Source organism: Cellulomonas sp. PS-H5, from assembly GCF_019265565.1.
In the GTDB taxonomy this organism is placed as follows: Bacteria; Actinomycetota; Actinomycetes; order Actinomycetales; family Cellulomonadaceae; genus Cellulomonas.
Map to the genome: position 1 here is coordinate 1 of NZ_JAHVCI010000003.1, position 24,834 is coordinate 24,834.

General features: G+C 75.7%; 26 protein-coding genes and 1 pseudogene. 17 read left to right on the forward strand and 10 right to left on the reverse strand.

What is annotated here, in order from left to right:
* Positions 1–216: 216 nt before the first annotated feature.
* The gene (locus J5O08_RS02345; RefSeq protein ID WP_147794625.1) at positions 217–1,014 is read right to left on the reverse strand and encodes an exodeoxyribonuclease III; all 798 of its coding nucleotides are present in this window, start codon (positions 1,012–1,014) and stop codon (positions 217–219) included.
* A gap of 91 nt (positions 1,015–1,105) precedes the next feature.
* Here J5O08_RS02345 and J5O08_RS02350 point away from each other — a divergent pair.
* Positions 1,106–1,558 (forward strand): annotated as a pseudogene (locus J5O08_RS02350) (SDR family NAD(P)-dependent oxidoreductase); the annotation flags it as partial.
* Positions 1,559–1,766: 208 nt separating this feature from the next.
* Here J5O08_RS02350 and J5O08_RS02355 read toward each other — a convergent pair.
* Positions 1,767–2,564: an exodeoxyribonuclease III gene (locus tag J5O08_RS02355; protein ID WP_147794625.1), complete on the reverse strand. Its 798-nt coding sequence runs from the start codon at positions 2,562–2,564 to the stop codon at positions 1,767–1,769.
* A gap of 91 nt (positions 2,565–2,655) precedes the next feature.
* Here J5O08_RS02355 and J5O08_RS02360 point away from each other — a divergent pair, with 91 nt between their 5' ends.
* Together J5O08_RS02360 and pyrE are read left to right on the forward strand one after the other, a co-directional pair.
* Entirely contained in the window at positions 2,656–3,441 is a 786-nt protein-coding gene (locus J5O08_RS02360; RefSeq protein ID WP_218705254.1) for an SDR family oxidoreductase, read from the forward strand.
* Positions 3,442–3,471: 30 nt separating this feature from the next.
* Positions 3,472–4,050, forward strand: a complete 579-nt coding sequence (gene pyrE / locus J5O08_RS02365) for an orotate phosphoribosyltransferase (protein ID WP_147794623.1) — start codon at positions 3,472–3,474, stop codon at positions 4,048–4,050.
* A 127-nt stretch (positions 4,051–4,177) separates the two neighbouring features.
* Here pyrE and J5O08_RS02370 read toward each other — a convergent pair whose 3' ends face one another.
* Both J5O08_RS02370 and J5O08_RS02375 read right to left on the reverse strand, forming a co-directional pair.
* Positions 4,178–4,966 carry an HAD-IIA family hydrolase gene (locus tag J5O08_RS02370; RefSeq protein ID WP_218705375.1) on the reverse strand — a complete coding sequence of 263 codons (789 nt, stop codon included), beginning with the start codon at positions 4,964–4,966 and terminating at the stop codon, positions 4,178–4,180.
* A gap of 32 nt (positions 4,967–4,998) precedes the next feature.
* Complete coding sequence (locus J5O08_RS02375) at positions 4,999–5,757, reverse strand: VTT domain-containing protein (RefSeq protein ID WP_147794622.1); 759 nt, start codon at positions 5,755–5,757, stop codon at positions 4,999–5,001.
* Between the two features lie 120 nt (positions 5,758–5,877).
* Here J5O08_RS02375 and purT point away from each other — a divergent pair, with 120 nt between their 5' ends.
* The 5 genes from purT (at position 5,878) to fbaA (ending at position 9,917) form a co-directional block, all read left to right on the forward strand.
* Complete coding sequence (purT, locus tag J5O08_RS02380; protein WP_308281278.1) at positions 5,878–7,101, forward strand: formate-dependent phosphoribosylglycinamide formyltransferase; 1,224 nt, start codon at positions 5,878–5,880, stop codon at positions 7,099–7,101.
* The gene (locus tag J5O08_RS02385; protein ID WP_218705258.1) at positions 7,098–7,775 is read left to right on the forward strand and encodes a TrmH family RNA methyltransferase; all 678 of its coding nucleotides are present in this window, start codon (positions 7,098–7,100) and stop codon (positions 7,773–7,775) included. Before purT ends, J5O08_RS02385 begins: the two co-directional genes overlap by 4 nt.
* Positions 7,776–7,898: 123 nt before the next feature.
* Positions 7,899–8,411: a GNAT family N-acetyltransferase gene (locus J5O08_RS02390; RefSeq protein ID WP_218705260.1), complete on the forward strand. Its 513-nt coding sequence runs from the start codon at positions 7,899–7,901 to the stop codon at positions 8,409–8,411.
* Positions 8,412–8,470: 59 nt separating this feature from the next.
* Positions 8,471–8,788: a DUF1778 domain-containing protein gene (locus tag J5O08_RS02395; RefSeq protein ID WP_218705262.1), complete on the forward strand. Its 318-nt coding sequence runs from the start codon at positions 8,471–8,473 to the stop codon at positions 8,786–8,788.
* Between the two features lie 106 nt (positions 8,789–8,894).
* Positions 8,895–9,917, forward strand: coding sequence for a class II fructose-bisphosphate aldolase (gene fbaA / locus J5O08_RS02400; RefSeq protein ID WP_147794617.1), 1,023 nt, complete (start codon positions 8,895–8,897; stop codon positions 9,915–9,917).
* 107 nt (positions 9,918–10,024) lie between these two features.
* Here fbaA and J5O08_RS02405 read toward each other — a convergent pair whose 3' ends face one another.
* Entirely contained in the window at positions 10,025–10,441 is a 417-nt protein-coding gene (locus J5O08_RS02405) for an STAS domain-containing protein (protein WP_374225911.1), read from the reverse strand.
* A 110-nt stretch (positions 10,442–10,551) separates the two neighbouring features.
* Between J5O08_RS02405 and J5O08_RS02410 the strand changes: the two genes are divergently transcribed.
* A complete protein-coding gene (locus J5O08_RS02410; protein ID WP_308281280.1) occupies positions 10,552–12,762 on the forward strand; it encodes a SpoIIE family protein phosphatase in 2,211 nt (736 codons plus the stop codon).
* Positions 12,763–12,789: 27 nt separating this feature from the next.
* Here the strand turns inward: J5O08_RS02410 and J5O08_RS02415 are convergent, their stop codons facing one another.
* Entirely contained in the window at positions 12,790–13,164 is a 375-nt protein-coding gene (locus J5O08_RS02415; protein ID WP_217614515.1) for an STAS domain-containing protein, read from the reverse strand.
* Between the two features lie 105 nt (positions 13,165–13,269).
* Here J5O08_RS02415 and J5O08_RS02420 point away from each other — a divergent pair, with 105 nt between their 5' ends.
* From J5O08_RS02420 to J5O08_RS02440, 5 genes are all read left to right on the forward strand, one after another.
* On the forward strand, positions 13,270–13,692 hold the full coding sequence (locus J5O08_RS02420; RefSeq protein WP_218705264.1) for a DUF3151 domain-containing protein: 423 nt from the start codon (positions 13,270–13,272) through the stop codon (positions 13,690–13,692).
* Between the two features lie 151 nt (positions 13,693–13,843).
* Positions 13,844–15,130 carry an adenylosuccinate synthase gene (locus J5O08_RS02425; protein ID WP_218705266.1) on the forward strand — a complete coding sequence of 429 codons (1,287 nt, stop codon included), beginning with the start codon at positions 13,844–13,846 and terminating at the stop codon, positions 15,128–15,130.
* 109 nt (positions 15,131–15,239) lie between these two features.
* On the forward strand, positions 15,240–16,502 hold the full coding sequence (purD, locus tag J5O08_RS02430) for a phosphoribosylamine--glycine ligase (RefSeq protein ID WP_218705267.1): 1,263 nt from the start codon (positions 15,240–15,242) through the stop codon (positions 16,500–16,502).
* An 18-nt stretch (positions 16,503–16,520) separates the two neighbouring features.
* Positions 16,521–16,739 (forward strand): SCO4848 family membrane protein, encoded by a 219-nt coding sequence (locus J5O08_RS02435; protein ID WP_158369995.1) that lies wholly within the window; start codon positions 16,521–16,523, stop codon positions 16,737–16,739.
* A gap of 49 nt (positions 16,740–16,788) precedes the next feature.
* A complete protein-coding gene (locus J5O08_RS02440) occupies positions 16,789–17,712 on the forward strand; it encodes a phosphoribosylaminoimidazolesuccinocarboxamide synthase (RefSeq protein WP_218705268.1) in 924 nt (307 codons plus the stop codon).
* A 40-nt stretch (positions 17,713–17,752) separates the two neighbouring features.
* Here the strand turns inward: J5O08_RS02440 and J5O08_RS02445 are convergent, their stop codons facing one another.
* On the reverse strand, positions 17,753–18,760 hold the full coding sequence (locus J5O08_RS02445) for an iron-siderophore ABC transporter substrate-binding protein (protein WP_217614521.1): 1,008 nt from the start codon (positions 18,758–18,760) through the stop codon (positions 17,753–17,755).
* An 89-nt stretch (positions 18,761–18,849) separates the two neighbouring features.
* On the opposite strand from J5O08_RS02445, the gene J5O08_RS02450 reads away from it, so the two are divergent.
* The 3 genes from J5O08_RS02450 to J5O08_RS02460 are packed head-to-tail and all read left to right on the forward strand — an operon-like array spanning position 18,850 to position 21,745.
* Complete coding sequence (locus J5O08_RS02450) at positions 18,850–19,914, forward strand: iron chelate uptake ABC transporter family permease subunit (RefSeq protein ID WP_308281281.1); 1,065 nt, start codon at positions 18,850–18,852, stop codon at positions 19,912–19,914.
* An 11-nt stretch (positions 19,915–19,925) separates the two neighbouring features.
* Complete coding sequence (locus tag J5O08_RS02455; protein WP_308281282.1) at positions 19,926–20,948, forward strand: iron chelate uptake ABC transporter family permease subunit; 1,023 nt, start codon at positions 19,926–19,928, stop codon at positions 20,946–20,948.
* The gene (locus J5O08_RS02460; protein ID WP_218705270.1) at positions 20,942–21,745 is read left to right on the forward strand and encodes an ABC transporter ATP-binding protein; all 804 of its coding nucleotides are present in this window, start codon (positions 20,942–20,944) and stop codon (positions 21,743–21,745) included. Before J5O08_RS02455 ends, J5O08_RS02460 begins: the two co-directional genes overlap by 7 nt.
* A gap of 122 nt (positions 21,746–21,867) precedes the next feature.
* Here J5O08_RS02460 and J5O08_RS02465 read toward each other — a convergent pair whose 3' ends face one another.
* From J5O08_RS02465 to J5O08_RS02475, 3 genes are all read right to left on the reverse strand, one after another.
* Positions 21,868–22,800, reverse strand: coding sequence for an anti-sigma factor (locus J5O08_RS02465; protein WP_218705271.1), 933 nt, complete (start codon positions 22,798–22,800; stop codon positions 21,868–21,870).
* Entirely contained in the window at positions 22,797–23,372 is a 576-nt protein-coding gene (gene sigK / locus J5O08_RS02470) for an ECF RNA polymerase sigma factor SigK (protein ID WP_217614526.1), read from the reverse strand. The genes J5O08_RS02465 and sigK overlap by 4 nt, the downstream gene beginning before the upstream one ends.
* Before the next feature lie 110 nt (positions 23,373–23,482).
* Entirely contained in the window at positions 23,483–24,781 is a 1,299-nt protein-coding gene (locus J5O08_RS02475; RefSeq protein WP_218705272.1) for a hypothetical protein, read from the reverse strand.
* Between the last annotated feature and the right edge of the window lie 53 nt (positions 24,782–24,834).

Below are 24,834 nucleotides of genomic sequence, written 5' to 3' on the forward strand. Positions count from 1 at the left end.
AGGCCACCGGCGGCGCGACGGGCGGCGCGACCGGCGCACCCGGCCCGGCGGGGGGCGGCAGCGGCGCGTACGGGGGCGCGGACGGCGCCGTGCCCGGCCAGGCCGGCGGACCCGGCTCGGGGGTCGACATGCGCCGAACCTAGCGGGCGCGCCCGCCGCGCCGACCGCCCGACCGCCCGGTTCCCCCGGACGGGCGTGCGCCCACCCCGCGCGCCGTCAGGCCGCGTCGGCGATGTCGAGCACCACCGGCACGTGGTCCGACGGCGCCTTGCCCTTGCGCTCGACCCGCTCGATCGACGCGCCGGTGACCCGCGGCGCGAGCGCGGGCGAGGCCCAGGTGAAGTCGATCCGCATGCCCTCGTTCCGCGGGAACCGCAGCTGCTGGTAGTCCCAGTAGGTGTACGTGTGCTCGGCGGGCACGTGCACCCGGGACACCTCGGTGTAGCCGCCGGCGCCGAACGCCTGGAACGCGTCGCGCTCCGCCGGGGTCACGTGGGTGCGGCCGGCGAACACGCCGATGTCCCACACGTCGGTGTCGAGCGGGGCCACGTTCCAGTCGCCGACCAGGGCGACCGGCAGCGCCGGGTCCTCCTCGATCCAGCGGCGCGACTCCTGCTGCAGCGCCTCGAGCCAGCGCAGCTTGTAGTCGAAGTGCGGGTCCCCGACCTCGCGGCCGTTCGGGATGTACAGGCTCCACACCCGGACGCCGCCGCAGCTCGCGCCCAGCGCACGGGCCTCGGTCACCGGGTCCTCGCCCCAGCCGGGCTGCCCGGCGAACGCGTGCTCGACGTCGTGGATCCCCACCCGGGACGCGATCGCGACCCCGTTCCACTGGCTGAAGCCGCTCGTGACCACCTCGTAGCCGGCGGCCTCGAAGGCCTCGCGCGGGAACTGCTCGTCCTTGCACTTGGTCTCCTGCATCGCGAGCACGTCCGTGCCGGACCGCTCGAGGAAGGCGATCACGCGGTCGACGCGGGTGCGGACGGAGTTCACGTTCCAGGTGGCGAGGCGCATGACCGGCACGCTACCGGCCGGTCCCGACACCCGCGGAACCGCCGCCCGGCGGACCCGGGCGACCGGGGGTCCGCGACCGTAGGGTGGCGGCATGGGAACCGCACTGATCACGGGCGCCAGCTCCGGCCTGGGGCTCGAGTTCGCCTGGCAGCTCGCCACCGCCCGGCACGACGTCGTCCTCGTCGCCCGCGACGGCGAGCGGCTCGAGCGCCTCGCCGCCCAGCTCCGCGCCGCGGCCGGGGTGCACGCCGAGGTGCTGCGGGCGGACCTGACCGACCGCGACGACCTGGAGCGGGTCGCCGAGCGCCTGCGGGCCGACGAGCGCCCCGTCGGGCTCCTGGTGAACAACGCGGGCATCGGGCTCGGCCAGCGGTTCGTCGGCAGCGACCTGGCGCAGCAGGAGGCGGCGCTCGCCCTCATGGTCCGCGCGGTGCTCGTGCTGTCGCACGCGGCCGCCGGCGCCATGGTCGAGCGGGGGCGCGGCGCGGTCCTCAACGTCGGCTCGGTCGCGGCCCTGATGACCTCCGGCACGTACTCCGCGCACAACGGCGCGACGGGCGGCGCGACCGGCGCACCCGGCCCGGCGGGGGGCGGCAGCGGCGCGTACGGGGGCGCGGACGGCGCCGTGCCCGGCCAGGCCGGCGGACCCGGCTCGGGGGTCGACATGCGCCGAACCTAGCGGGCGCGCCCGCCGCGCCGACCGCCCGACCGCCCGGTTCCCCCGGACGGGCGTGCGCCCACCCCGCGCGCCGTCAGGCCGCGTCGGCGATGTCGAGCACCACCGGCACGTGGTCCGACGGCGCCTTGCCCTTGCGCTCGACCCGCTCGATCGACGCGCCGGTGACCCGCGGCGCGAGCGCGGGCGAGGCCCAGGTGAAGTCGATCCGCATGCCCTCGTTCCGCGGGAACCGCAGCTGCTGGTAGTCCCAGTAGGTGTACGTGTGCTCGGCGGGCACGTGCACCCGGGACACCTCGGTGTAGCCGCCGGCGCCGAACGCCTGGAACGCGTCGCGCTCCGCCGGGGTCACGTGGGTGCGGCCGGCGAACACGCCGATGTCCCACACGTCGGTGTCGAGCGGGGCCACGTTCCAGTCGCCGACCAGGGCGACCGGCAGCGCCGGGTCCTCCTCGATCCAGCGGCGCGACTCCTGCTGCAGCGCCTCGAGCCAGCGCAGCTTGTAGTCGAAGTGCGGGTCCCCGACCTCGCGGCCGTTCGGGATGTACAGGCTCCACACCCGGACGCCGCCGCAGCTCGCGCCCAGCGCACGGGCCTCGGTCACCGGGTCCTCGCCCCAGCCGGGCTGCCCGGCGAACGCGTGCTCGACGTCGTGGATCCCCACCCGGGACGCGATCGCGACCCCGTTCCACTGGCTGAAGCCGCTCGTGACCACCTCGTAGCCGGCGGCCTCGAAGGCCTCGCGCGGGAACTGCTCGTCCTTGCACTTGGTCTCCTGCATCGCGAGCACGTCCGTGCCGGACCGCTCGAGGAAGGCGATCACGCGGTCGACGCGGGTGCGGACGGAGTTCACGTTCCAGGTGGCGAGGCGCATGACCGGCACGCTACCGGCCGGTCCCGACACCCGCGGAACCGCCGCCCGGCGGACCCGGGCGACCGGGGGTCCGCGACCGTAGGGTGGCGGCATGGGAACCGCACTGATCACGGGCGCCAGCTCCGGCCTGGGGCTCGAGTTCGCCTGGCAGCTCGCCACCGCCCGGCACGACGTCGTCCTCGTCGCCCGCGACGGCGAGCGGCTCGAGCGCCTCGCCGCCCAGCTCCGCGCCGCGGCCGGGGTGCACGCCGAGGTGCTGCGGGCGGACCTGACCGACCGCGACGACCTGGAGCGGGTCGCCGAGCGCCTGCGGGCCGACGAGCGCCCCGTCGGGCTCCTGGTGAACAACGCGGGCATCGGGCTCGGCCAGCGGTTCGTCGGCAGCGACCTGGCGCAGCAGGAGGCGGCGCTCGCCCTCATGGTCCGCGCGGTGCTCGTGCTGTCGCACGCGGCCGCCGGCGCCATGGTCGAGCGGGGGCGCGGCGCGGTCCTCAACGTCGGCTCGGTCGCGGCCCTGATGACCTCCGGCACGTACTCCGCGCACAAGGCGTGGGTGCGCACCTTCACCGAGGGCCTCGCGGCCGAGCTGGCCGGCACGGGTGTCACGGCCACGGTGGTGTCGCCGGGGCTCACGCACACCGAGTTCCACGAGCGCGCCGGCCTGCGCGCCGAGCAGGCGTACCCCGAGCTGGCCTGGCTGTCCGCCGACCGGGTCGTGGCGACGGCGCTCGCGGACGTCCGGCGCGGGGCGGTCCTGTCCACCCCGAGCCTGCGGTACCGGGTCGCGTCCGGCGCCCTGCGGGTGCTGCCGCGCTCCGCGCTCCGCGCGCTGTCGGCGCGCCGCCCGGACCGCGCCCCGGGCGACCCGGAGGCCTGAGCCGCCCGCCGCCTCGCTACGCTGGCGGCCGTGACGACCTCCTCCCTCTCCCCGACGCCCCGCGAGCAGCTCCGCGACCTCATCGTCGAGCTGGCCGTCGTGCGCGGCCGGGTCACGCTGTCCTCCGGCCGCGAGGCCGACTACTACGTCGACCTGCGCCGGGTGACCCTGCACCACCGCGCGGCGCCGCTGATCGGGCACGTGCTGCTCGACCGGCTGGAGGAGGTCGGCCTGGGCACGGCGGACGTCGAGGCCGTGGGCGGCCTGACGCTCGGCGCCGACCCCGTCGCCACCGCGCTGCTGCACGCCGCGGCGTCCCGCGGGCAGGACCTCGACGCGTTCGTCGTCCGCAAGGAGGCCAAGGCGCACGGCATGCAGCGCCGCATCGAGGGCCCGGACATCGCGGGCCGTCCCGTCGTCGTCCTCGAGGACACCTCGACCACCGGCGCCTCGCCGATCGCCGCCGTCGAGGCCGCGCGCGAGGCCGGCGCCGACGTCCGCGGCGTGGCCGTCATCGTCGACCGCGCCACGGGGGCGCGGGAGAAGATCGAGGCCCTGGGTGTGCCGTACCACTTCCTGTTCGACCTGGCGGACCTCGGCCTGGCCTGATCGCGCAGGCGCGCGCGGCGCGGGGCCGCGCCGCCTACGCCTTCCCGCCCGACCCACTGCCGCCGGGGGTGGCCGGGCCGGAAGGCGTAGGCGGCGTGCGCGTCGGACGGCCGCGTGCGCGTCGGGCTCAGGCCTCCGGGGCCGCCGTGGCGCCCGGGTACGCCTCCGCCCACTCCGGCACGCGGTCGACGAGGTCCGCCACGGAGTCCAGCACCTGGGTCGGTCGGAACGGGTAGCGCACCAGGTCCTCGGTGCGGGTCGACCCGGTCAGCACCAGGAACGTCCGCAGCCCCGCCTCGATGCCCGCGACGACGTCGGTGTCCATCCGGTCGCCGATCATCGCGGTCGTCTCGGAGTGCGCGTCGATCCGGTTCAGCGCGGACCGGATCATCATCGGGTTCGGCTTGCCGACGAAGTACGGCTGCCGGCCCGTCGCCGCGGTGATCATCGCGGCCACCGCGCCCGTGGCGGGCAGGTCGCCCTCCTGGCTGGGGCCGGTGACGTCCGGGTTGGTCGCGATGAACCGCGCACCGCCCTGGATCAGCCGGATCGCGCGGGTGATCGCCTCGAACGAGTACGTGCGGGTCTCGCCCAGCACCACGAAGTCCGGGTCCGCCGAGGTCAGCGTGTAGCCCGCCTCGTACAGCGCGGTCGTCAGGCCGGCCTCGCCGATCACGTAGGCCGAGCCGCCGGGCTCCTGGTCGGTGAGGAACTGCGCCGTCGCCAGCGCCGACGTCCACAGCGACTCCTCGGCCACGTCGATGCCGGAGGCCGCGAGCCGGGCGCGCAGGTCGCGCGGGGTGAAGATCGAGTTGTTGGTCAGCACCAGGAACGGGTGGTCGCCGTCCCGCAGCGCCCGCACGAACTCCGGCGCGCCCGGCAGGGCCACGCCCTCATGCACGAGCACGCCGTCCATGTCGGACAGCCAGGAGGCGATCGGCCGGGCGGTCACTGGTCGAACGCCTTCCGCTCCACGGCGGCGCGCTCGGCGGGCTCGTCGTAGCGCTCGTCGCGGCCGTCCGCGGTCACCTGGCCGCGCTTCGCCGCCCGGCGGCCGCGCCACAGCTCGATCGCGACCGGGATCACCGAGACCAGGACGATCAGCACGGCCAGCGCCTCGATGTTGTCCCGGACGAACGAGATGGTGCCGAGCAGGTAGCCGAGCACGGTGACGCCCACGCCCCACAGCAGGGCTCCGACGACGTTGTACGACACGAACGTCCGGTACCGCATGCCGCCCACGCCCGCGGCGACCGGGGCGTAGGTGCGCACGATCGGCACGAACCGGGCCAGGATCACCGTCCGGCCGCCGTACTTGTCGAAGTAGGCGTAGGTCTGGTCGATGTACTGCTGCTTGAAGATCTTCGAGTCGGGCCGGCGGAACAGCCGGGGCCCGACCTTGTTGCCGATGAAGTAGGCCACCTGGTCGCCGAGGAACGCCGCCGCGAACAGCAGCACGCAGAGCAGCCACAGCGGGAAGTCCAGCGCCTCCTGCGCCACGAGCGCGCCCGCCGTGAACAGCAGCGAGTCGCCGGGGAGCAGCGGGAACAGCAGCCCCGTCTCGATGAACACGACGACGACGATCCCGATCAGCGCGTACGAGCCGAACGAGGAGATGAGGTGCTCCGCGTCGAGCCAGTCCGGCAGCAGCGCGGGCTGGGCGCCGAGGGCAGGGACGAGCGACACGAGCGCGGCTGACGCAGGCATGGGCCTCAGCGTACGGGGCGGGGGCCGGGACCCCGGGCGCCCGGCGTGCAGGTCCTGTGTGGGGTCCGCGGGCGGGGACGGGGTGCCGCGGGGGCTCGGCGGTGCGACAGGATGGCCGCCGTGACGACCTCCCCGCAGGCCGGCGAGCCCGGCGTCCTCGGCACCCCGCTCACGCCCGGCGCGACCCGCGTGCTGCTGCTCGGTTCCGGCGAGCTCGGCAAAGAGGTCGCGATCGAGCTCCAGCGGCTCGGCGTCGAGGTGGTCGCCGTCGACCGGTACCCCGACGCCCCCGCCATGCAGGTCGCGCACCGGTCGCACGTCGTCGACATGCTCGACTCCGCCGCGCTGCGCGCCGTGCTCGACGCCGAGCGCCCGCACGTCGTGGTGCCGGAGATCGAGGCCATCGCGACCCACGTCCTCGCCGAGGTCGAGGCCGCCGGGGTCCGGGTGGTGCCGACCGCGCGCGCCACGGTGCTGACGATGGACCGGGAGGGCATCCGGCGGCTCGCCGCCGAGGAGCTCGGCCTGCCCACCTCGCCCTACCGGTTCGTCGACGACCTGACGGCCCTGTACGCGGCGGTGTCCGAGGTCGGCGTGCCGTGCGTGGTCAAGCCGGTCATGTCGTCGTCGGGCAAGGGGCAGTCGGTGGTCCGGACCGCGGCCGACGTCGAGGCGGCCTGGGCGTACGCGCAGTCCGGCGGCCGCGCCACCGCCGACGACGGTGCCACGGTGCGGGTGATCGTCGAGGGCTTCGTGCGGTTCGACTCGGAGATCACCCTGCTCACCGTCCGGCACGCCGGCGGCACCACGTTCTGCGCGCCGGTCGGCCACGTCCAGGTCGACGGCGACTACCGGGAGTCCTGGCAGCCCGCGCCGCTCCCGCCGGGCACGCTCGCCGAGGCGCACCGCGTCGCCGCCGCAGTGACCGACGCGCTCGGCGGCTGGGGCCTGTTCGGCGTCGAGCTGTTCGTCGTCGGCGACCGGGTGCTGTTCTCCGAGGTGTCGCCGCGCCCGCACGACACCGGGCTCGTCACGCTCGCGTCCCAGGACTCCTCGGAGTTCGCCCTGCACGCCCGCGCCGTGCTCGGGCTCCCCGTGGGCGAGGTCCTGGAGCTCGGGCCGGCCGCGTCCTGCGCCGTCCTCGCCGAGGGCGACGGCGTGCCGCGGTTCTCGGGGGTCGACGCGGCGCTCGCGGTGCCGACCGCGCAGGTGCGGCTGTTCGGCAAGCCGTCCGTCGCGGGCCGGCGCCGGGTCGCGGTGACCGTCGCCCGCGGCGCCGACGTGGAGCAGGCGCGGGAGCGGGCGCGGGAGTCGGCGGCCGCCCTCACCGTGGACCTGGTGTGACCGCGGCCGGCGACGGCGGCCCGGCCGACCCCCGCGACCCCGAGGAGGTCGGCGTCGGACCCTGGCCGGGCGGCCCGAGCGCCTGGCCCGACGACCCGCGCCTCGACCCGGAGCTGCTCGCGCAGGGCGACCGCCGCAACGTCGCCGACCGGTACCGGTACTGGACCGTCGAGGCCGTCGTCGCCGACCTGGACACCCGGCGGCACCCGTTCCACGTGGCCATCGAGAACTGGGCGCACGACCTCAACATCGGCTCGGTGGTCCGCACCGCCAACGCGTTCAACGCCGCGGGCGTGCACGTGGTCGGGCGCCGCCGCTGGAACCGCCGCGGCGCGATGGTCACCGACCGCTACCTGCACGTCCACCACCACCCGGACGTCGAGCACCTGCTGGCGTGGGCCGCGACGGCAGGCCCGGAGGGCGGCCCGCTGCCGGTGCTGGGCGTCGACAACGTGCCGGGGTCCGTGCCGCTCGACGGCTACCCGGTGCCGCGGGAGTGCGTCCTGCTGTTCGGCCAGGAGTCCGCGGGGCTCTCCGACGCCGCGCGTGCCGGCACGGACGCGGTGCTGCACATCGACCAGTACGGCTCGACGCGGTCGATCAACGCGGGCGCGGCGGCCGCGATCGCGATGCACGCGTGGGCGGTCCGGCACGCGGGACCGCCGCCGGCCTGACCGACACAGTCCTCGGCGTGTCGCGGGACGCGCCGAGCGCGGTCCCCAGGGCGGGGCTCGTGCCGGTTCCCTCCGGTCCCGGTCGACGGGACCCTCGGGCGAGCAGACCCGAGGAGGCTGGCCGTGATCGTCATCCGCGACCTCGACCGCGCACTCGTCCGGCGCAGCACGTTCTGGTCCGGCGAGCCCGGCCTGGACCTCTGGTTCCGCGAGCAGGCGTCGCAGCAGGAGCGCCGGCACAACGTCCGGGCCGTGCTGGCCGTGGACGACGACGCCGGGCGGGTCGCCGGCTCCTGCTCGGCGAGGGCCTGCGAGACCGTCGCGGACGCGGCCTTCTCGCGCGGTGGCAGCGCCGAGCGGTACCGCGTCCCCGCGGTGCTGATCGCCCGGCTGGCCGTCGACGTCGACTACCAGGGGCGAGGGATCGGGAGGCTCCTGGTCGCCGACGCCCTCGAGCGCATCGCGCGCGTGTCCCGGACGCTCGGCTTCGAGGTGGTGGTCGTGCACGCCCTGCACGAGGCGGCCGCGCGGTTCTACCTCGCGTGCGGCTTCCGGCGGTTCCGTGATCAGCCCCTGTCGCTCTTCCTGACGACGCGCGACCTGCGCGCGACGGTGGCCGAGGTGGATCCCGGTTGATCACGTGCAGTCCCCGTACATACAGTGGACGTACGCCCGTTGCTCACGAAGGAGGTCTCGTGCCCGCTGAACCGACTCCGGCCGACCGCACCGCCCGGCTCAACATGCGCATCGCGCCCCGCGCCCTCGACACGATCCGCCGTGCGGCCGCGGCGCAGCAGCAGGACGTCTCGTCCTTCGTCCTCGGAGCGGCCATGGAGCGGGCGCGCGCTGTCCTGGTCGAGGAAGGGGCGCTGGTCCTCACCGCACGGGAGGCCGCGCAGCTCGACGAGGCGCTGGACCAGGACCCACGCGTGGTGCCCGAGCTCGCCACGCTCCTGCGCGAGGCGCGCGCGCTGCGCGCCCGGGCCTCCGTCGAGGGCCCGACCCGGGTCTGACGGCGACGACCGGCGTCTCGTGGGCAGGACGTCCCGCCCGGCCTGCGCGCAGGACGTGCCAGACTTGGGGAGAAAGCGAAACCCCACTCTCTTTGGAGCTGCTGCGATGCCCATCGCCACCCCCGAGGTGTACGCCGAGATGATCGACCGGGCGAAGGCGGGCAAGTTCGCCTACCCGGCCGTGAACATCACGTCCTCCCAGACCATCACCGCCGCGCTGCAGGGCTTCGCCGAGGCGGAGTCGGACGGCATCCTCCAGGTCTCCGTCGGTGGCGCCGAGTACGCGTCGGGCTCCACGGTCAAGGACCGCGTCTCGGGCACCCGCGCGCTCGCCGCGTACGCCACCGAGGTCGCCAAGGGCTACGGCATCACGGTCGCCCTGCACACGGACCACTGCGTCAAGAAGAACCTGGACTCCTGGGTCCGCCCGCTCCTGGCCCTGGAGGCCGAGGAGGTCAAGGCCGGCAAGAACCCGACCTTCCAGTCGCACATGTTCGACGGCTCCGACATCCCGCTGGACGAGAACCTCGTCATCGCGGCCGAGCTGCTCGAGCTCTCGCAGGCCGCGCGCACCATCCTCGAGATCGAGGTCGGCGTCGTGGGTGGCGAGGAGGACGGCCACGAGGCCGAGATCAACGAGAAGCTCTACACCACCTCCGAGGACGGCCTGGCGACGGTCCGCGCCCTCGGCGCCGGCGAGAAGGGCCGCTACCTGACGGCCCTGACCTTCGGCAACGTGCACGGCGTGTACAAGCCGGGCGCCGTCAAGCTCCGCCCGTCGATCCTCGCGGACATCCAGAAGGCCGTCGGCGCGGAGATCGGCAAGGAGAACCCGTTCGACCTCGTGTTCCACGGCGGTTCGGGCTCCACGGCCGCGGAGATCTCCGAGGCCGTCGACAACGGCGTCATCAAGATGAACATCGACACCGACACCCAGTACGCGTTCACGCGTCCCGTGGTCGGCCACATGTTCAGCAACTACGACGGCGTGCTGAAGATCGACGGCGAGGTCGGCAACAAGAAGGCCTACGACCCGCGCGCCTGGGGCAAGCTGGCCGAGGCCGGCATGGCCGCCCGCATCGTCGAGGCCGCGCAGCAGCTGCGCTCGGCGGGCCAGCGCCTGCGCTGATCCCACCCGGCGGCCCCGCGCAGGGACCGACGCGACGAGGGCCCGGTCACCGTGACGGTGACCGGGCCCTCGTGCGTGCTGGGGTGTCGTACGCGGTGCGGGGCCGCTCAGGACCGGTGGTCGTCCTCGACCACGTCGAGCAGCTCGCCGATCCGGGTGACCTCGAGCAGGAACTGCACCGTCGGCGGCACGTGCAGGAGCCGCACCCGGTGCGGGGTCCGCATGGCCAGGCGGGCGAGGAACGCCACGCCCGACGAGTCCATGAACGTCACGTGGTGCGCGTCGACCTCGATGGGCACGCCGGCCTGCTCGGCGTCCGTGGTCGCCTGCGCCAGGTCCGGCCCGAGGTCCGCGTCCACCTCGCCGGACAGGACGATCGTGGTCCGGTCGGGGGACAGGATGACGTGCACCGAGCCCGGCTCCCCGGCGGCGTCGCCGGGAGCGGGTACGGTCGGGGCGGCCGCGGCTTCCGCGCCCTGGTCCCCGGCGAGCCCGCCCGGGGGTGTGCTGTTACCGTCGCGCACGATGCTCCCTCCCGTCCGGGTGCGGCCGTGCCGGCCGCGCCGGTGATCGGCCACCGTCCCGGCGGGTTGCTGCACCGGGACCTGTCGGAGACGCTAGACGATCGGAGGCGGTGGTGGTCAACTCCACGCCCGGGGACGGCGCCGAGGAGACCGTCGGCTCCATCGGGCGGGCGGTGGGCCAGATCGTCGGGATGCCGGTCCTGGTCGTCGCCGCGGAGCCGCCCCGCTGGCCCGTCGTCTGGGTCAACCACGCGTTCACGGAGGCGACCGGCCTCACGCTCGACGACGTCGCCGGGCCCGCGGTCGACCTGATCGCGCTGTCCGCGGAGGACGCGTCCGGCCTGCACCAGCTCCAGGACGCGGTCCTGGACCGGCGCGCCACGTCCGCGCTGCTGCGGCTGCGCCGCGCCGGGGGCGACTGGTTCTGGGCGCGCACGGTCGTCACCCCGGTCACCGCCGAGGGCGCCGACGAGCCCACGCACTGGGTGGCGGCGCTGGTCGACGTGACCGACCAGGTGCACCGCGACGCCGCCGTCGCGGCGGAGGTCGAGGTGGTGCGCCGGGAGAGCGAGGACCTGGCGCTCATCGGCGCGGTCTCCGACCTGGTGATGGACCTCGACGACCCGTACGGCCTGCGCGCGATCGCCGAGCTGCTCGCGCACCGGGTGGTCGGCTGGGCGGGGTTCTACGTCGACGACGACGGGCTGCAGGCCGCGGACGGCGTCGACGCCACCCGGGCCCCGCGCGCCTCGGGTCGCCGGCACGGGCCGGGCGGCACCGGCGTGCCGTTCGTGGCGCGCCGCGGCGCCCGCCCCGCCGGGGACGACCCCGTGCAGCGCCTGCTCGACGGCGAGGGCGAGTCGCACCTCGTCCTCGACCTGGACACCGACGCCCCGCGCCCGCCGGGCACCGCGTCGGCGTGGCTGGCCGCGGACCTGCGCGCCCGCGTGCCCGGGGGCACCGACGTCGGGCACGTCGCGGTGCTGCCGCTGCCCGGCCGCCACCGGGTGCTCGGCCTGCTCGCCGTCGTCCCCCGCCCGGCCGACGGCGCGGGCCTCGTGCACGACGCGCCCACCCGCGGCGGCGTCGACGAGCGGACCCGGACCATCCTGTCGCTCACCGCGCGCCGGGTGGGCCTCGCGATGGAGAACGTGCGGCTCTACGCCCGCGAGCACCGGGTGGCCGAGACGCTGCAGCGCGCCATGCTCCCGGAGCAGGCCGAGATCGAGGGCCTGGACGTCTGGTCCTACTACGCGCCCAACGTGGTCTACGCCCAGGTCGGCGGTGACTGGTACGACGTCGCGCAGATCACCGACGACGTGGTCGGCGTGGTGATCGGCGACGTCGTCGGCCACGACGTCGAGGCCGCCGCCGCGATGGGTCAGCTCCGCTCCGTCGTGCGCGCCTACGCGTTCGAGGTCACGGAGCCGGGCCCGGTGCTCGAGCGCGTGGACCAGCTGGTCGCCGGCATGCGCATCCCGCGGTCGGCGGGCCTCGTGCTCACGACCCTCACCCGGCGCGATCCCGAGGACGGCGGCTGCCCGAGCTGGCACCTCGAGTACTCCCGCGCCGGTCACCTGCCCGCGCTGCTGGTGCGGGACGGCGCGGTCACGCTGCTCGACGAGGCCGGCGGACCGCTGATCGGCTTCGGGGACGGGCACCGGCGCACGGCGCGGCACGACCTGCGGCCCGGCGACGTCCTGGTCTTCTACACGGACGGGCTCATCGAGCGCCGGGACCGCGCCCTGCTCGACGGGCTCGCGGCGCTGCGCGAGGTGGCCGCAGGTGCGACAGCCGTCGACGCGGCGGGCATCGGCGAGGAGCTGCTGGCCCGGCTCGCGGACAGCCCCGAGGACGACGTCGCGGTCGTCGTCGTGCGCATCCCGGACCTGACCGACACCTCCGGCCACGGCGGCAACGTGCGCAGCCGACGCTGGCAGCTGCCCAGCGAGCCCGGGTCCATCGCGCGCGCCCGGCACGCGGTCCTCCGGACCTCGCACGCCTGGGAGCTCGGCGACGCGTCGAACGCGGAGCTCGTCGTCTCCGAGCTGGTGGCCAACGCGGTCCTGCACGGCTGGGGCCGGGTCACGCTGCGCCTGCACGACACCGGCGAGGGGCTGCGGATCGAGGTCGAGGACTCCAACCCGACCCCGCCCGTGGCCACCGAGGGGCACCCGGGGCGGATCGGCGGGTTCGGCATGCGGATCGTCGAGCGGCTGGCCGACTGGGGCTGGCGGCCCTCGCGCGGCGGCAAGGTCGTGTGGGCGCGGGTCCGGCCGACGGAGCCGTCGGTCCTGGACGGGCCGCGGGGCGGGGTCTGACGAGCCCGGCAGGGATCGTGGGCGGCGTCAGACGCCGGTGGACGCGTCCTGCGTCACGGGACCCGGGCCGGCGTCCGCCTCGTCCGCGGCGCACCGGTGGTCGGCGTCGATCCGGAACAGCTCGAGCGCCCCGCAGATCTCCAGCACGAACAGGTCGCGCGGGTCCGCGCCGCGCAGGACGGTCGCGCCGCCGCGCTTGCGGCTCGAGTCGGCGAGCGAGATGAGGAACGCGGCCCCGGTCGAGTCCATGAACGTCACGCCGCACATGTCGATGACGAGCAGCTGCCGCCGGAGGCCGACCACGCGGGCGGCGATCTCGGGGAACTGGTCGCGCTCGGCCAGGTCGAGGTCGCCGGCGATGACGAGGGTGGTCGTCGCGGCCGAGGTGGCGATCTCGATCATGGGGGGGACCTTCGACGTGGGGGGCACGGGTTGGACGACTGTAACCACGTGCCGCGCACCGGCGCATGCCGGGACCACGCACGCGCCGCCTGAGACACTGGCGGCATGACCGGAGCCAACCTCCTCGGACCCGAGCCCACCCGCCTCCCGGAGGGGGCCGACGCCGACGCGCGCGCCGTGCTCACCGCCGGGGGCGACCCGCGCGACGCCGCCCGCCGCGCCCCCGCCTCGTCGCTCGCCTGGGCGCTGCTCGCCGAGCGCGCGCTGCGCGACGAGGGCGACCCGGTCGCCGCCTACGCGTACGCGCGGACCGGCTACCACCGCGGCCTGGACGCGCTGCGCCGCGCGGGCTGGCGCGGCCAGGGCCCGATCCCGGCCGACCACGAGCCCAACCAGGGCTTCCTGCGCGCGCTGCTCGCGCTCGCCGAGGCCGCCGAGGCCATCGAGGAGGACGAGGAGGCCGCGCGCTGCGCGCAGTTCCTCGCCGACTCGGGCACCTCCGCGGCGGAGGTCGCGGGCCTGCGCTGACCGTCGCCCGGACGGTGATCACGCGGCTCCGGTAGCCTTTCGGAGGTACTGGGGTCGCCTGCCGCCCCGTGCCCGGACCTCCCGCGCCCGAGCCACGCCGCTCGGCCCCGCTGCGGGTGCCGCCGCGAGGCAGGGTGGGAGTGGTGATCACATGCCGGCCGTCGTGGTGCTCGGGACCCAGTGGGGCGACGAGGGCAAGGGCAAGGCGACCGACCAGCTCGGGTCGCGGATCGACTACGTGGTGAAGTTCAACGGCGGCAACAACGCCGGGCACACCGTGGTCGTGAACGGCGAGAAGTACGCCCTGCACCTGCTGCCCTCGGGCATCCTGTCGCCCGGCGTCGTGCCGGTCATCGGCAACGGCGTCGTCATCGACATCGCGGTCCTGTTCGAGGAGATCGACGCGCTGCAGGCCCGCGGGGTCTCCGCCGAGCGGCTGCTCGTCTCCTCCGCGGCGCACGTCATCGCGCCGTACCACCGCACGATCGACAAGGTCACCGAGCGGTTCCTCGGCAAGCGGAAGATCGGCACGACCGGCCGCGGCATCGGCCCCGCGTACGCGGACAAGATCAACCGGGTCGGCATCCGCATCCAGGACCTGTTCGACGAGAACATCCTGCGGCAGAAGGTCGAGGGCGCCCTCGACCAGAAGAACCACCTGCTGGTGAAGGTCTACAACCGCCGGGCCATCACGGTCGACGAGACGGTCGAGGACCTGCTCGGCTACGCGGAGCGGCTGCGCCCGTACGTCGCGGACACCCCGCTCGTGCTGAACCAGGCCCTCGACGCCGGCAAGACCCTCGTGTTCGAGGCCGGTCAGGCCACGATGCTCGACATCGACCACGGCACCTACCCTTTCGTCACGTCGTCGTCGGCGACCGCGGGCGGCGCCTGCACCGGCTCCGGCATCGGCCCGACCCGCATCGACCGCGTCGTCGGCGTGGCCAAGGCCTACACGACCCGCGTCGGCGAGGGCCCGTACCCGACCGAGCTGTTCGACGAGGACGGCGAGTGGCTCCGGCAGACCGGCGGGGAGTTCGGCACCACCACCGGCCGCCCCCGCCGCACCGGCTGGTACGACGCCGTCGTGGCCCGGTACTCCTCGCGGGTCAACGGCCTGACGGACCTGGTCGTCACCAAGCTCGACGTGCTCACCGGGCGGGACAAGATCCCCGTGGCCGTGGCGTACGACGTGGACGGCCGCCGGTTCGACGAGATGCCGGACGACCAGAGCGACTACCACCACGCGAAGCCGGTCTACGAGTACCTGGACGGCTGGACCGAGGACATCTCCGGCGCCCGCGAGCTCGAGGACCTGCCGGCGAACGCGCAGCGGTACCTGGCGCGGCTCGAGGAGATCAGCGGCACCCGGATCTCCGCGGTCGGCGTCGGCCCGGGCCGCGAGGCCACCGTCGCGATCCACGACCTGCTGGGCTGAGGCCGCCGTGGGGGCGCCCCCCCCCGCGGGGGGGGGCGCCCCCCCACGGCGCGTCCACGGAGCGGCGCGCGTCGCCGCGGGCGCGGGGCCGGTCGGTAGGGTCGGCGTCGTGAAGATCCTCGTCGTCGGGACCGGCGCCCGCGAGCACGCCCTCACCCTGGCCCTGTCCCGCGACCCGCAGGTGACCGACCTGCACGCCGCACCCGGCAACCCGGGGATCGGCGCGCTCGCGACGCTGCACGCGGTCGACCCGCTGGACGGCGCGGCGGTCGCCGCCCTCGCGACCTCGCTGGGCACGGACCTGGTCGTCGTCGGCCCCGAGGCGCCGCTCGTCGCGGGCGTCGCCGACGCCGTGCGCGCCGCGGGGGTCCCGGTGTTCGGGCCGAGCGCGCAGGCCGCGCGGCTCGAGGGCTCGAAGGCGTTCGCCAAGGAGGTCATGGCCGCCGCCGGCGTGCCGACCGCCGACCCGGTCGTCGTCACCGAGGCGTCCGCCGCCGAGGCCGCGCTCGACACGTTCGGCGCGCCGTACGTCGTGAAGGACGACGGCCTCGCCGCCGGCAAGGGCGTCGTCGTCACCGAGGACCGGTCCGTCGCGCTCGAGCACGCGCTCGCCTGCCTGGCGAAGCCGGGCGGCCGGGTCGTCGTCGAGGACTACCTGGACGGCCCCGAGGTCTCGCTGTTCGTCCTGTCGGACGGCACCCACGTCGTCCCGCTCGTGCCGGCGCAGGACTTCAAGCGCGTCGGCGACGCGGACACCGGCCCGAACACCGGCGGCATGGGCGCGTACACGCCGCTGCCGTGGGCGCCGGAGGGGCTGGTCGACGAGGTCGTGGCGCAGGTCGCCCAGCCGACGGTGGACGAGATGGCCCGGCGCGGCACGCCGTTCGTCGGCGTCCTGTACTGCGGGCTCGCGCTGACCAGCCGCGGCACCCGGGTCGTGGAGTTCAACGCGCGGTTCGGCGACCCGGAGACCCAGGTCGTCCTGGCCCGGCTGGCGACGCCGCTCGCGGGCGTGCTGCTCGCCGCGGCGACCGGCGGGCTCGGCGACCTGCCGCCGCTGGAGTGGACCGACGAGGCGGCGGTGACCGTCGTCGTCGCCTCCCACGGCTACCCGGAGTCCCCGCGGACCGGGGACGTGATCGAGGGCCTGGACGAGGCCGGGGCGGTCCCCGGCGTCCACGTGCTGCACGCCGGCACCGCGGCCGGCGCGGACGGCGCGGTCGTGTCGGCGGGCGGCCGGGTGCTCTCGGTCGTCGGCACGGGTCCGGATCTGGCGGCGGCGCGCGCGACGGCGTACGCGGGCGTCGACCGCATCGCGCTGGCGGGCTCCCACCACCGCTCCGACATCGCCCGGGCGGCCGCGGAGGGCTGAGCGGGCATACTCGCCCGCATGGAGCTGCCCCTCGCCTGGTCCCTCGTCCTGGTCGTCGCCGGCGCCTGGAGCCTGCTCGTCTGGCCCCGGTTCGGCGCGCGGATCGCGAAGGACCCGCGGGCCCGAGACGCGCAGGGCCGGCCCACCCGGTTCCTCACCGTGCACCTGGTGCTCATCACCGTGTCGATGCTGCTGGGCGCCGCCGTCGCGCTGCTCGGCGTCCTCACGCTGGTCTGACGCCCGGACACCCGCCGGCCCGTCCCCGCGGCTGCGGCAGGATGGGTCCATGACCGCACCCACCCTGCCCGGCTGGACGCACACCTACTCCGGCAAGGTCCGCGACCTGTACGTCCCGGACACCACCCAGGAGGCCGGGGCCGCGGTGGCCGAGGTCCACGGCGACGTCGTCCTGGTGGTGGCGAGCGACCGCGTGAGCGCGTTCGACCACGTCCTGAGCCCGGGCATCCCGGTCAAGGGCGTGGTGCTGACCCGGCTCAGCCTGTGGTGGTTCGACCAGCTCGCCGACCTGGTCCCGAACCACGTGGTGTCGGCGGAGGCGCCGGCGGTGCCGGAGGCGGTGCTCGGCCGGGCGATGGTGTGCAGGCGGCTGCAGATGTTCCCGGTCGAGTGCGTGGCCCGCGGCTACCTCACCGGGTCCGGCCTGGCGGAGTACCGGGCGTCCGGCGAGGTCACCGGGATCCCGCTGCCCGCCGGCCTGGTGGACGGATCGCGGCTGCCGGAGCCGATCTTCACGCCCGCGACCAAGGCGGAGCTCGGCGAGCACGACGAGAACGTCAGCCTGGACGTGGTCGCCGGGCAGCTGGGCCGGGAGCGCGCGGAGGAGCTGCGCGACCTCACGCTGGCGGTCTACGCGCGGGCCGAGGGGATCGCGCGGGAGCGCGGGGTGATCCTGGCGGACACCAAGCTGGAGTTCGGCGTCGACCCGACGACGGGGGCCGTGACGCTCGGCGACGAGGTGCTCACCCCGGACTCCTCGCGGTTCTGGCCGGCGGACGGCTGGGAGCCGGGCCGGTCGCAGCCGAGCTTCGACAAGCAGTTCGTGCGCGACTGGCTGGCCTCGGCGGCGTCGGGTTGGGACCGCGCGGCCGACGGGGAGCCGCCGGCGCTGCCGGCGGACGTCGTCGAGCGGACCCGGGACCGGTACCTCGAGGCCTACGAACGGCTGACGGGGACGCCGCTCACGGTGTGAGCGACGTCCCCGCCGGGGTCGTGCGTCGGGCCGGGCCGGCTCAGGAGCCGAGCGCGTCCTCGATCAGCGGCACCAGGTTGTCGAGCGCGTACTGCTGGGCGCCGATGGTGCCGAGCGAGTAGGCGGAGGACAGATCGCCGTCGATCACCACGGCCCGGCCGTCGGCGACGGCCGGGATGGCCTGCCACTGCGGGTCGTCGGTGATCTCGGCCGTGTCGATGTAGATCGGGAACGCGACGATGAGGTCGGCGTCGAGCAGGTCGAGCTGCTCCGAGGAGATGTCGACGCTGAAGCCCGAGGCGGACACCGGCAGGTCCGCGATCGTCGGCGACTGCACGAAGCCGAGGTTCTCGAGGAAGTCGACGCGGTCGCCGCCCTCGATGTACGCGCCCCAGCCCTCGGACGTGCGGGTGGCGGCGGCGATGGTCTTGCCGTCCCAGTCCGGGTGCGCCTCGCGCGCGGCGGCGAAGGTGTCCTCGAGCTGCGCCTCGAGCTCCGCGCCCTTCTCGGGGACGCCGAGGGCCGTCGAGATGAGCTCGAGCTGCTGCTGCCCCGTCGTCAGGTAGGAGTCGCCGCCCTCGGGGACGCCGACGGTCGGCGCGATCTCGGAGAGCCGGTCGTACCGGTCCTGGTCGCCGGACGACTTCACGTCGAGGATCAGGTCGGGCTCCAGCGCGGCGATCGCCTCGTAGGATGGCTCGAGGGTGTCGATGATCTCGGGCGACTCGTCGTACTGGCCCTCGGCCCACGGGCCCACGCCGTCGCCGCCGAACGCCAGCCAGTCGGACGCGCCGACGGGCTGGTAGCCCAGGGAGAGCGCGGTCTCGGCGTCGCCCCAGCCGAGCGCGACGATCCGCTCGGGCCGCTGCTCGACGGTGACCTCGCCGAACTTGGTGTCGACCGTGGCCGGGAAGGTGCCCTCGCCCGCCGAGGTCGAGCCGCCCGCGGCGGTAGTCTCGCCCGAGCCGGCGGAGTCGTCGGCGCCGGAGCACGCGCTCAGGGCCAGGACCGCGACCGCCGCGACGGCGGCGACACGCATGGACTTCATCGAAGGCCTTTCGTGGAGGGGGCCCGCGGACTTCGGGAACGGAGTCACGAACGAGCGGATGCCTCGGAAGGTTAGCCTAGCCTCATGATGTGCGGGAACCCCGGGTGAGCGCCGTCGGCGCCCCGCACCCCGCGGCGGTCCGCCCGACGACGCCCACGACCGCCCGGCGCGGCACCGCGCTCGTGCTGCTCCTGGTCCTGCTCGTCGCCGCGCTGGCCCTCAGCCTCGCCGTCGGGTCGCGGCCCGTGGGCCTGTCGACGGTGTGGGACGCGCTCACCGGCGGGGACGTGCCCGCGGCGGACCACGCCGCGGTCGTCGGGCTGCGGCTGCCGCGCACGGTGCTGGCGGTGCTCGTCGGCGCAGGGCTCGCCGTGGCCGGGGGGCTCATGCAGGCGCTGACCCGGAACCCGCTCGCGGACCCCGGCATCCTCGGGGTGACGAGCGGCGCGGCGTTCGCGGTGGCGATGGGCGTGGTGCTGCTGGGCGTGACCCGGCCCTCGGGGTACGTGTGGTTCGCGTTCGGCGGGGCGCTGCTGGCGACGGTGGCGGTGTACCTGGTCGGGTCGGCGGGGCGGTCGAACGCCGGGCCGATCCAGCTGACGCTGGCCGGGGTGGCGCTGAGCGCGGTGCTCACCGGGGTGGTCGGCGCCCTGCGGCTGACCGACCAGGAGCGGTTCGCCGTGCTGCTGACCTGGGAGTCGGGGTCGTTCCAGGCGCGCGGCTGGGACGTGGTCGTGCCGGTGCTGCCGTTCGTGCTGCTCGGGCTGGTGGTCGCGGGGCTCGTCGCCGGGGCGCTCAACACGCTCGGGCTCGGGGAGGATCTGGCGACGGCGCTGGGAGCCTCCGTCGGTCGGACGCGGGTGCTGGCGGTCGTCGCGATCACGCTGCTGGCCGGCGGGGCGACGGCGATGGCCGGCCCGATCACGCTCGTGGGGCTGATGGTGCCGCACATCGTGCGGTGGCTCGTCGGCCCCGACCAGCGGTGGATCCTCGGGCTGTCCGCCGTCGCGGGGCCGGTGCTGGTGCTGCTCGCGGACGTGGCGGCGCGGGTGCTGCTGTGGCCGGGCGAGCTGCCGGTGGGCGTCGTGACGGCGTTCGTGGGCGCGCCGGTGCTGATCGCGCTGGTGCGGCGGCGGAAGGCGACGGGGCTGTGACGGGCGTGCGGGTGGCGACGACGCCCCGGGGCGTGCGCGCCCGCGTGCCCGACCCGCGGCGCCGGTCCCGCGTCGCCGTGGCCGCCCTCGCCGTCGCCGCGCTGCTGCTCGCCCTGGTCGCCCTCGGCCTCGGCGACTACCCGTTGGGCGTCACCGAGGTCGTGCGGGCGCTGGTGTCCGACCAGGGCTTCGCGAGCACGATCGTGACGCAGTGGCGGCTGCCGCGGGTCCTGGTGGCGCTGGTGTTCGGCGCCGCGCTCGCGGTGTCCGGCGCGCTGTTCCAGTCGCTGACCCGCAACCCGCTCGGGTCGCCGGACGTGATCGGGTTCGCGACCGGGTCGTACACGGGCGTGCTCGTCGTGACCACGGTGCTCGGCACGGGCACGTTCGGCGTCTCGGCCGGGGCGCTGGTCGCGGGGCTGCTGACGGCGCTGGTCGTCTACCTGCTGGCGTACCGGGACGGCGTGCAGGGCTTCCGGCTCATCGTGGTGGGCATCGGCGTGACCGGGATGCTGCACGGCCTGAACGTGTGGCTGCTGCTGCGCGCGAAGACGGAGGTGGCGCTCGCGGCCTCGATCTGGGGCGCGGGGTCGATCTCGCTGGTCGGCTGGTCGCAGGCGCTCCCCGCCCTCGCGGTGCTCGCGGTCCTGACGCCGCTGGTGTGGGCCGTGCGCGGGCCGCTGCGGCAGCTGGAGCTCGGCGACGACGCCGCCGGGTCGCACGGCCTGCGTGTCGAGGCGTCGCGGCTCGCGGTGGTGGTGCTCGGCGTCGCGCTGATCGCGACCGTGACGGCGACGGCGGGGCCGATCGCGTTCGTGGCGCTGGCGGCGCCGCAGATCGCGCGCCGGCTGGCCGGGTCGGCCGGGCTGCCGCTGGTGGCCTCGGCGCTGACCGGCGCGCTGGTGCTGCTCGCGGCGGACCTGCTGGCGCAGCACGTGCTGCCCACGGCGCTGCCGGTGGGCGTGGTGACCGTGGTGCTCGGCGGGGCGTACCTGCTGGCCCTGATCGTGCAGGAGGCGCGGCGGCGATGGTGAACGAGCAGCGGCTGCGGGCCGACGCGGTGACGCTCGGCTACGAGCGCAGGACGGTGTCGACCGGCCTCAGCCTGGCGATCCCGGACGACTCGTTCACGGTGGTCGTCGGCCCGAACGCGTGCGGGAAGTCGACCCTGCTGCGCTCGCTGGCCCGGCTGCTGCGCCCCGCGGCGGGCGAGGTCGTGCTCGACGGGTCGTCGATCCACCGGATGGCCACCAAGGAGGTCGCCCGCCGGGTCGGCCTGCTGCCGCAGACGGCGCTGGCGCCCGAGGGCATCACCGTCGGCGAGCTCGTCGCGCGCGGCCGGTACCCGCACCAGAACCTGTTCCGGCAGCAGTCCGACGCCGACCGCCGGGCCGTGGCGGACGCCATGGACGCCACCCGGGTCACCGACCTGGCGGCCGTGCCGGTCGACGAGCTGTCCGGCGGGCAGCGGCAGCGCGTCTGGGTCGCGATGGCCCTGGCCCAGCAGACGGGAATCCTGCTGCTCGACGAGCCGACGACGTACCTCGACATCGCGCACCAGATCGAGCTGATGGACCTGTTCGCGCGGCTGCACGCCGAGGGCGCCACGCTGGTCGCCGTGCTGCACGACCTCAACCACGCGGCCCGGTACGCGACGCACCTGGTCGTGATGAAGGACGGCGCCGTGGTGGCGCAGGGCCGGCCGACCGAGGTGGTGACGGCCGACCTCGTCGAGGAGGTGTTCGGGCTGCCGTGCCTGGTGATCCCGGACCCGCTCGCGGGCACGCCGCTGGTGATCCCGCGCGGCGCGGCGCACACCGCCGCGGACTGACGCGCCGCTCGCCGGCCGCCGTCGTGCGCCGAGATCGGTCCCTCCGCCCGAGATCGGTGCTTCCAGGCACCGATCTCGGCGCGAAGCACCGACCTCGGCGAACGCGCCCGGGCCGCCCCGCGTCAGGCGGGGGCCAGGACCACCACCGGCTCGCTCGTCGGCTGCTCCGAGCCGCCCTCCGGCTCGACCGTCAACGCGAGCGCGTCGCCGGTCCGGTACGCGTCCGTGCGGATCTGGAGCGTGCCGTCGGTGACGCCCGTCGTGCCCGCGGGGACCGGCGCGCCGTCCCGCATGACCCACAGCTGGTAGACCTGGTCGGCGCCCGGGGCGTCGACCCCGCTGGCGGTGACCAGGGCGGCGTCCGCCGTGACCACCGCGACGGCGGTGCCGCCCGACGTCACCGGCGCGGAGACGACCTGGGCGCCCGGCTCGGCGAGCAGGGTGGTGATCCGGTCGGCCCGGGCCTCGGCCTCCGCGGCGCGCTCGGACTGCCGCCAGGCGACGGTCGACGGCACGGCGACGGCGGCCAGCACGGCCAGGGCGGCGACGGCGGTCGACCAACGGCGGCGGGCGCGGCGGCCGGCGGGCCGGGTGGACCCCGTGGGCCGGGTGGACCCGCCGGGCGCGCCCGCGGGGCGGCCGGTCCGGGCTCGGTCGGTCGGGCGCGCGGGCACCGAGGACGGGACCGGCTCCCCGCCGGTCGTGCCGGACGCCGCGGCACCCGGCGCGGTCGTTCCGGCCGCGGGGCGCACGGGTTCAAACTCCGGCGCCGACGCCGCGGCGGCGTCCTCCTGCCGCGTGCGCTCGACCTCCGCCAGCACGGCCAGCCGCACGGCGTCGGGCGCGGCGACGGCCACGGCCTCGCCCAGCACCGCCGCGGTCTCGCGCAGCGAGCGGGCCTCGCGCGCGGCGTCGGGGTCGCGGGCGACCAGGTCGTCGACGCGGGCGCGCTCGGCGTCGTCGAGGGCGTCGAGCGCCCAGGCGCCGAGCAGCTCGCGGGTGGCGGCGTCGTCGGGCCGGCGCTCGCCGGGGCGCGGCGGGGTGGGCGTGGTCACGCGGCCACCCCCAGGCAGTCGCGCAGCCGGGTGAGGCCGTCACGGATGCGGCTCTTGACGGTGGGCAGCGGGGCCTCCAGCGACTCGGCGACCTCGCGGTACGTGCGCCCGTCGTAGTAGGCGAGCACGACGGCCTCGCGCTGCGTGTCGGTCAGGCCGCCGAGGCAGTGCCGGACGCGCTCGGCCTCGAGGTTCGACTCGGCCTGCTCGGCGACGACGTCGAAGGCCCGCGGCCGGTCGGCGTCGAGGACCGCCTGGTCGCGGGTGCGCTGGGCCTGCACCGAGCGCACGCGGTCGACGGCCCGGCGGTGCGCCATCGTGGTCGCCCACGCGCGCGCCGAGCCGCGCCGGGCGTCCCACCGGGACGCCGTGCGCCAGATCTCCACCATGACCTCCTGGGTGACCTCCGCCGCGTGGTCCGGGTCGCGGAGCACGGCGAGCGCCGTGCCGTGCACGGCGGGGGACAGCATGTCGTACAGCGTCGGGAAGGCGTCGCGGTCGCCGCCCGCGACGCGGGCGAGGGCCTCGTCGGCCGTCGCGTGGGCGGCGGGCCGGGAACCGGGGGAGGGCACCGCTGCAGTCTGCCGCACGGTGCCCGCCCCGGTCCCGTCGAACCGCCCGGTGCGGGCGTGACGCCGGCCCCGACGGGGAACGGGGCCGGCGTCACGGTCCTCGGCGCTCGTCAGGGGACGAGCGCGGCCGCCAGCGAGTCGATCGCGCCGGCGAGGGTCGAGACGTGCATGCCGAGCCCGGCCGCGACGTCGTCCGCCGGCAGCTCGCCGTTGCTCACCTTCTCGAAGAAGGCGCCCGCCTCGGGCCGGTAGCCGTCGAGGTCGGCCAGCGCCTGCTGGCGGCCGTCCTCGTCGCCCGTGGCGTCGGCCACGGCGTAGTCGACGAAGAACCCGATGTGCTCCCGCCACAGGTCCAGGAACGCGGCGCCGTTCTCCTCCCCGGCCAGCGACGTCACGGCGTCGGACAGCGCGACGGAGTTGGCGTCGAGCGTGGCGGCCGCGGCGGTGAACGCCGGGGAGTCCACCCCGCCCTCGGCGGTGTACGCGGTGAACACCGCGTACGAGGCCAGGTACACGTGCTCCTGGAGCAGCGCGGTCAGCGTCGAGCGCAGGGTGGACGCGTCGTCCATCGCGTCGCCGGACAGGCCCGCGCCGGCCGCGAGCCCGGTCGCGATGGTGGCGGCGTCCATGCCGACGTGGTCGGCGGCGGCCTTCAGCGTGTCGGACGCGGTCGGCTCGCCCGCGGCGAGCGCGTCGATCGCGGCCGTCAGGGTCGTGACGTGCATGGTGAGCGCCTCGGCCACGGCGTCGGCCGGCAGGTTGCCGGCGCTGATCTGCTCGAAGAACGCCCCCGCCTGGGTGGTGTACCCGGCGAGCGAGGCCTGGGCGGCGTCGGCCGCCGCCTGGTCGCCCGACTTGACCGCGACGGCGTAGTCGACGAAGTAGCCGATGTGCTCGTCCCACAGGTCGTGGAACGCGGTGCCCTGCTCCTCGCCGGCGAGCGAGCCCACGGCGTCCGCGAGGTCGTCGGTGTTGCCGTCGAGGGCCGCCTTGGCGGCCATGAACTCGTCGGAGTCGGCGCCCGCCGTGTAGGCGGTCGCCACCCCGATGCCGGTGAGGTAGACGTGCTCCTGGAGCAGCGCGGTCAGGTCGGCGCGCAGGGTGGCGGCGTCGGAGTCGACCTCGCCGGTGGTGCCGGTGGCGGCGGCGAGGCCGGTCGCGAGCGTCAGGCCCGTCTCCGGCATGTGCGCGGCGGCCGTGCGGGCGTCGGCGAACGGGTCGCCGGTGCTGACCGGGGCGACGGCGTCCATGTCGCTCATGCCGGAGTGGTCGGATCCGTCCATCGAGGAGGAGGCCGACGGCGCGGTGCCGCCCGTCTCGTCCGTGCTGCTGCAGGCGGCCAGCGTCAGGCTCAGGGTGAGCCCGGCGGCCATCGCGGCCACGGCGTAGGTGCTGCGGGTGCGTCGCATCATCGCTCCTTGCGTCCCTCGGGTGTGTGTCACCAGGGGTTCGGAGCGGGACC

What these genes read in the sequence shown, in the direction of transcription:
- J5O08_RS02440 (WP_218705268.1), top strand. Translation starts at nt 16,789, where the DNA reads ATGACCGCACCCACCCTGCCCGGCTGGACGCACACCTACTCCGGCAAG.
- J5O08_RS02375 (WP_147794622.1), bottom strand. Translation starts at nt 5,757, where the DNA reads ATGCCTGCGTCAGCCGCGCTCGTGTCGCTCGTCCCTGCCCTCGGCGCC.
- J5O08_RS02370 (WP_218705375.1), bottom strand. Translation starts at nt 4,966, where the DNA reads ATGGACGGCGTGCTCGTGCATGAGGGCGTGGCCCTGCCGGGCGCGCCG.
- J5O08_RS02445 (WP_217614521.1), bottom strand. Translation starts at nt 18,760, where the DNA reads ATGAAGTCCATGCGTGTCGCCGCCGTCGCGGCGGTCGCGGTCCTGGCC.
- J5O08_RS02435 (WP_158369995.1), top strand. Translation starts at nt 16,521, where the DNA reads ATGGAGCTGCCCCTCGCCTGGTCCCTCGTCCTGGTCGTCGCCGGCGCC.
- J5O08_RS02475 (WP_218705272.1), bottom strand. Translation starts at nt 24,781, where the DNA reads ATGCGACGCACCCGCAGCACCTACGCCGTGGCCGCGATGGCCGCCGGG.
- fbaA (WP_147794617.1), top strand. Translation starts at nt 8,895, where the DNA reads ATGCCCATCGCCACCCCCGAGGTGTACGCCGAGATGATCGACCGGGCG.
- J5O08_RS02425 (WP_218705266.1), top strand. Translation starts at nt 13,844, where the DNA reads ATGCCGGCCGTCGTGGTGCTCGGGACCCAGTGGGGCGACGAGGGCAAG.
- J5O08_RS02345 (WP_147794625.1), bottom strand. Translation starts at nt 1,014, where the DNA reads ATGCGCCTCGCCACCTGGAACGTGAACTCCGTCCGCACCCGCGTCGAC.
- J5O08_RS02460 (WP_218705270.1), top strand. Translation starts at nt 20,942, where the DNA reads ATGGTGAACGAGCAGCGGCTGCGGGCCGACGCGGTGACGCTCGGCTAC.
- J5O08_RS02415 (WP_217614515.1), bottom strand. Translation starts at nt 13,164, where the DNA reads ATGATCGAGATCGCCACCTCGGCCGCGACGACCACCCTCGTCATCGCC.
- J5O08_RS02420 (WP_218705264.1), top strand. Translation starts at nt 13,270, where the DNA reads ATGACCGGAGCCAACCTCCTCGGACCCGAGCCCACCCGCCTCCCGGAG.
- J5O08_RS02355 (WP_147794625.1), bottom strand. Translation starts at nt 2,564, where the DNA reads ATGCGCCTCGCCACCTGGAACGTGAACTCCGTCCGCACCCGCGTCGAC.
- J5O08_RS02360 (WP_218705254.1), top strand. Translation starts at nt 2,656, where the DNA reads ATGGGAACCGCACTGATCACGGGCGCCAGCTCCGGCCTGGGGCTCGAG.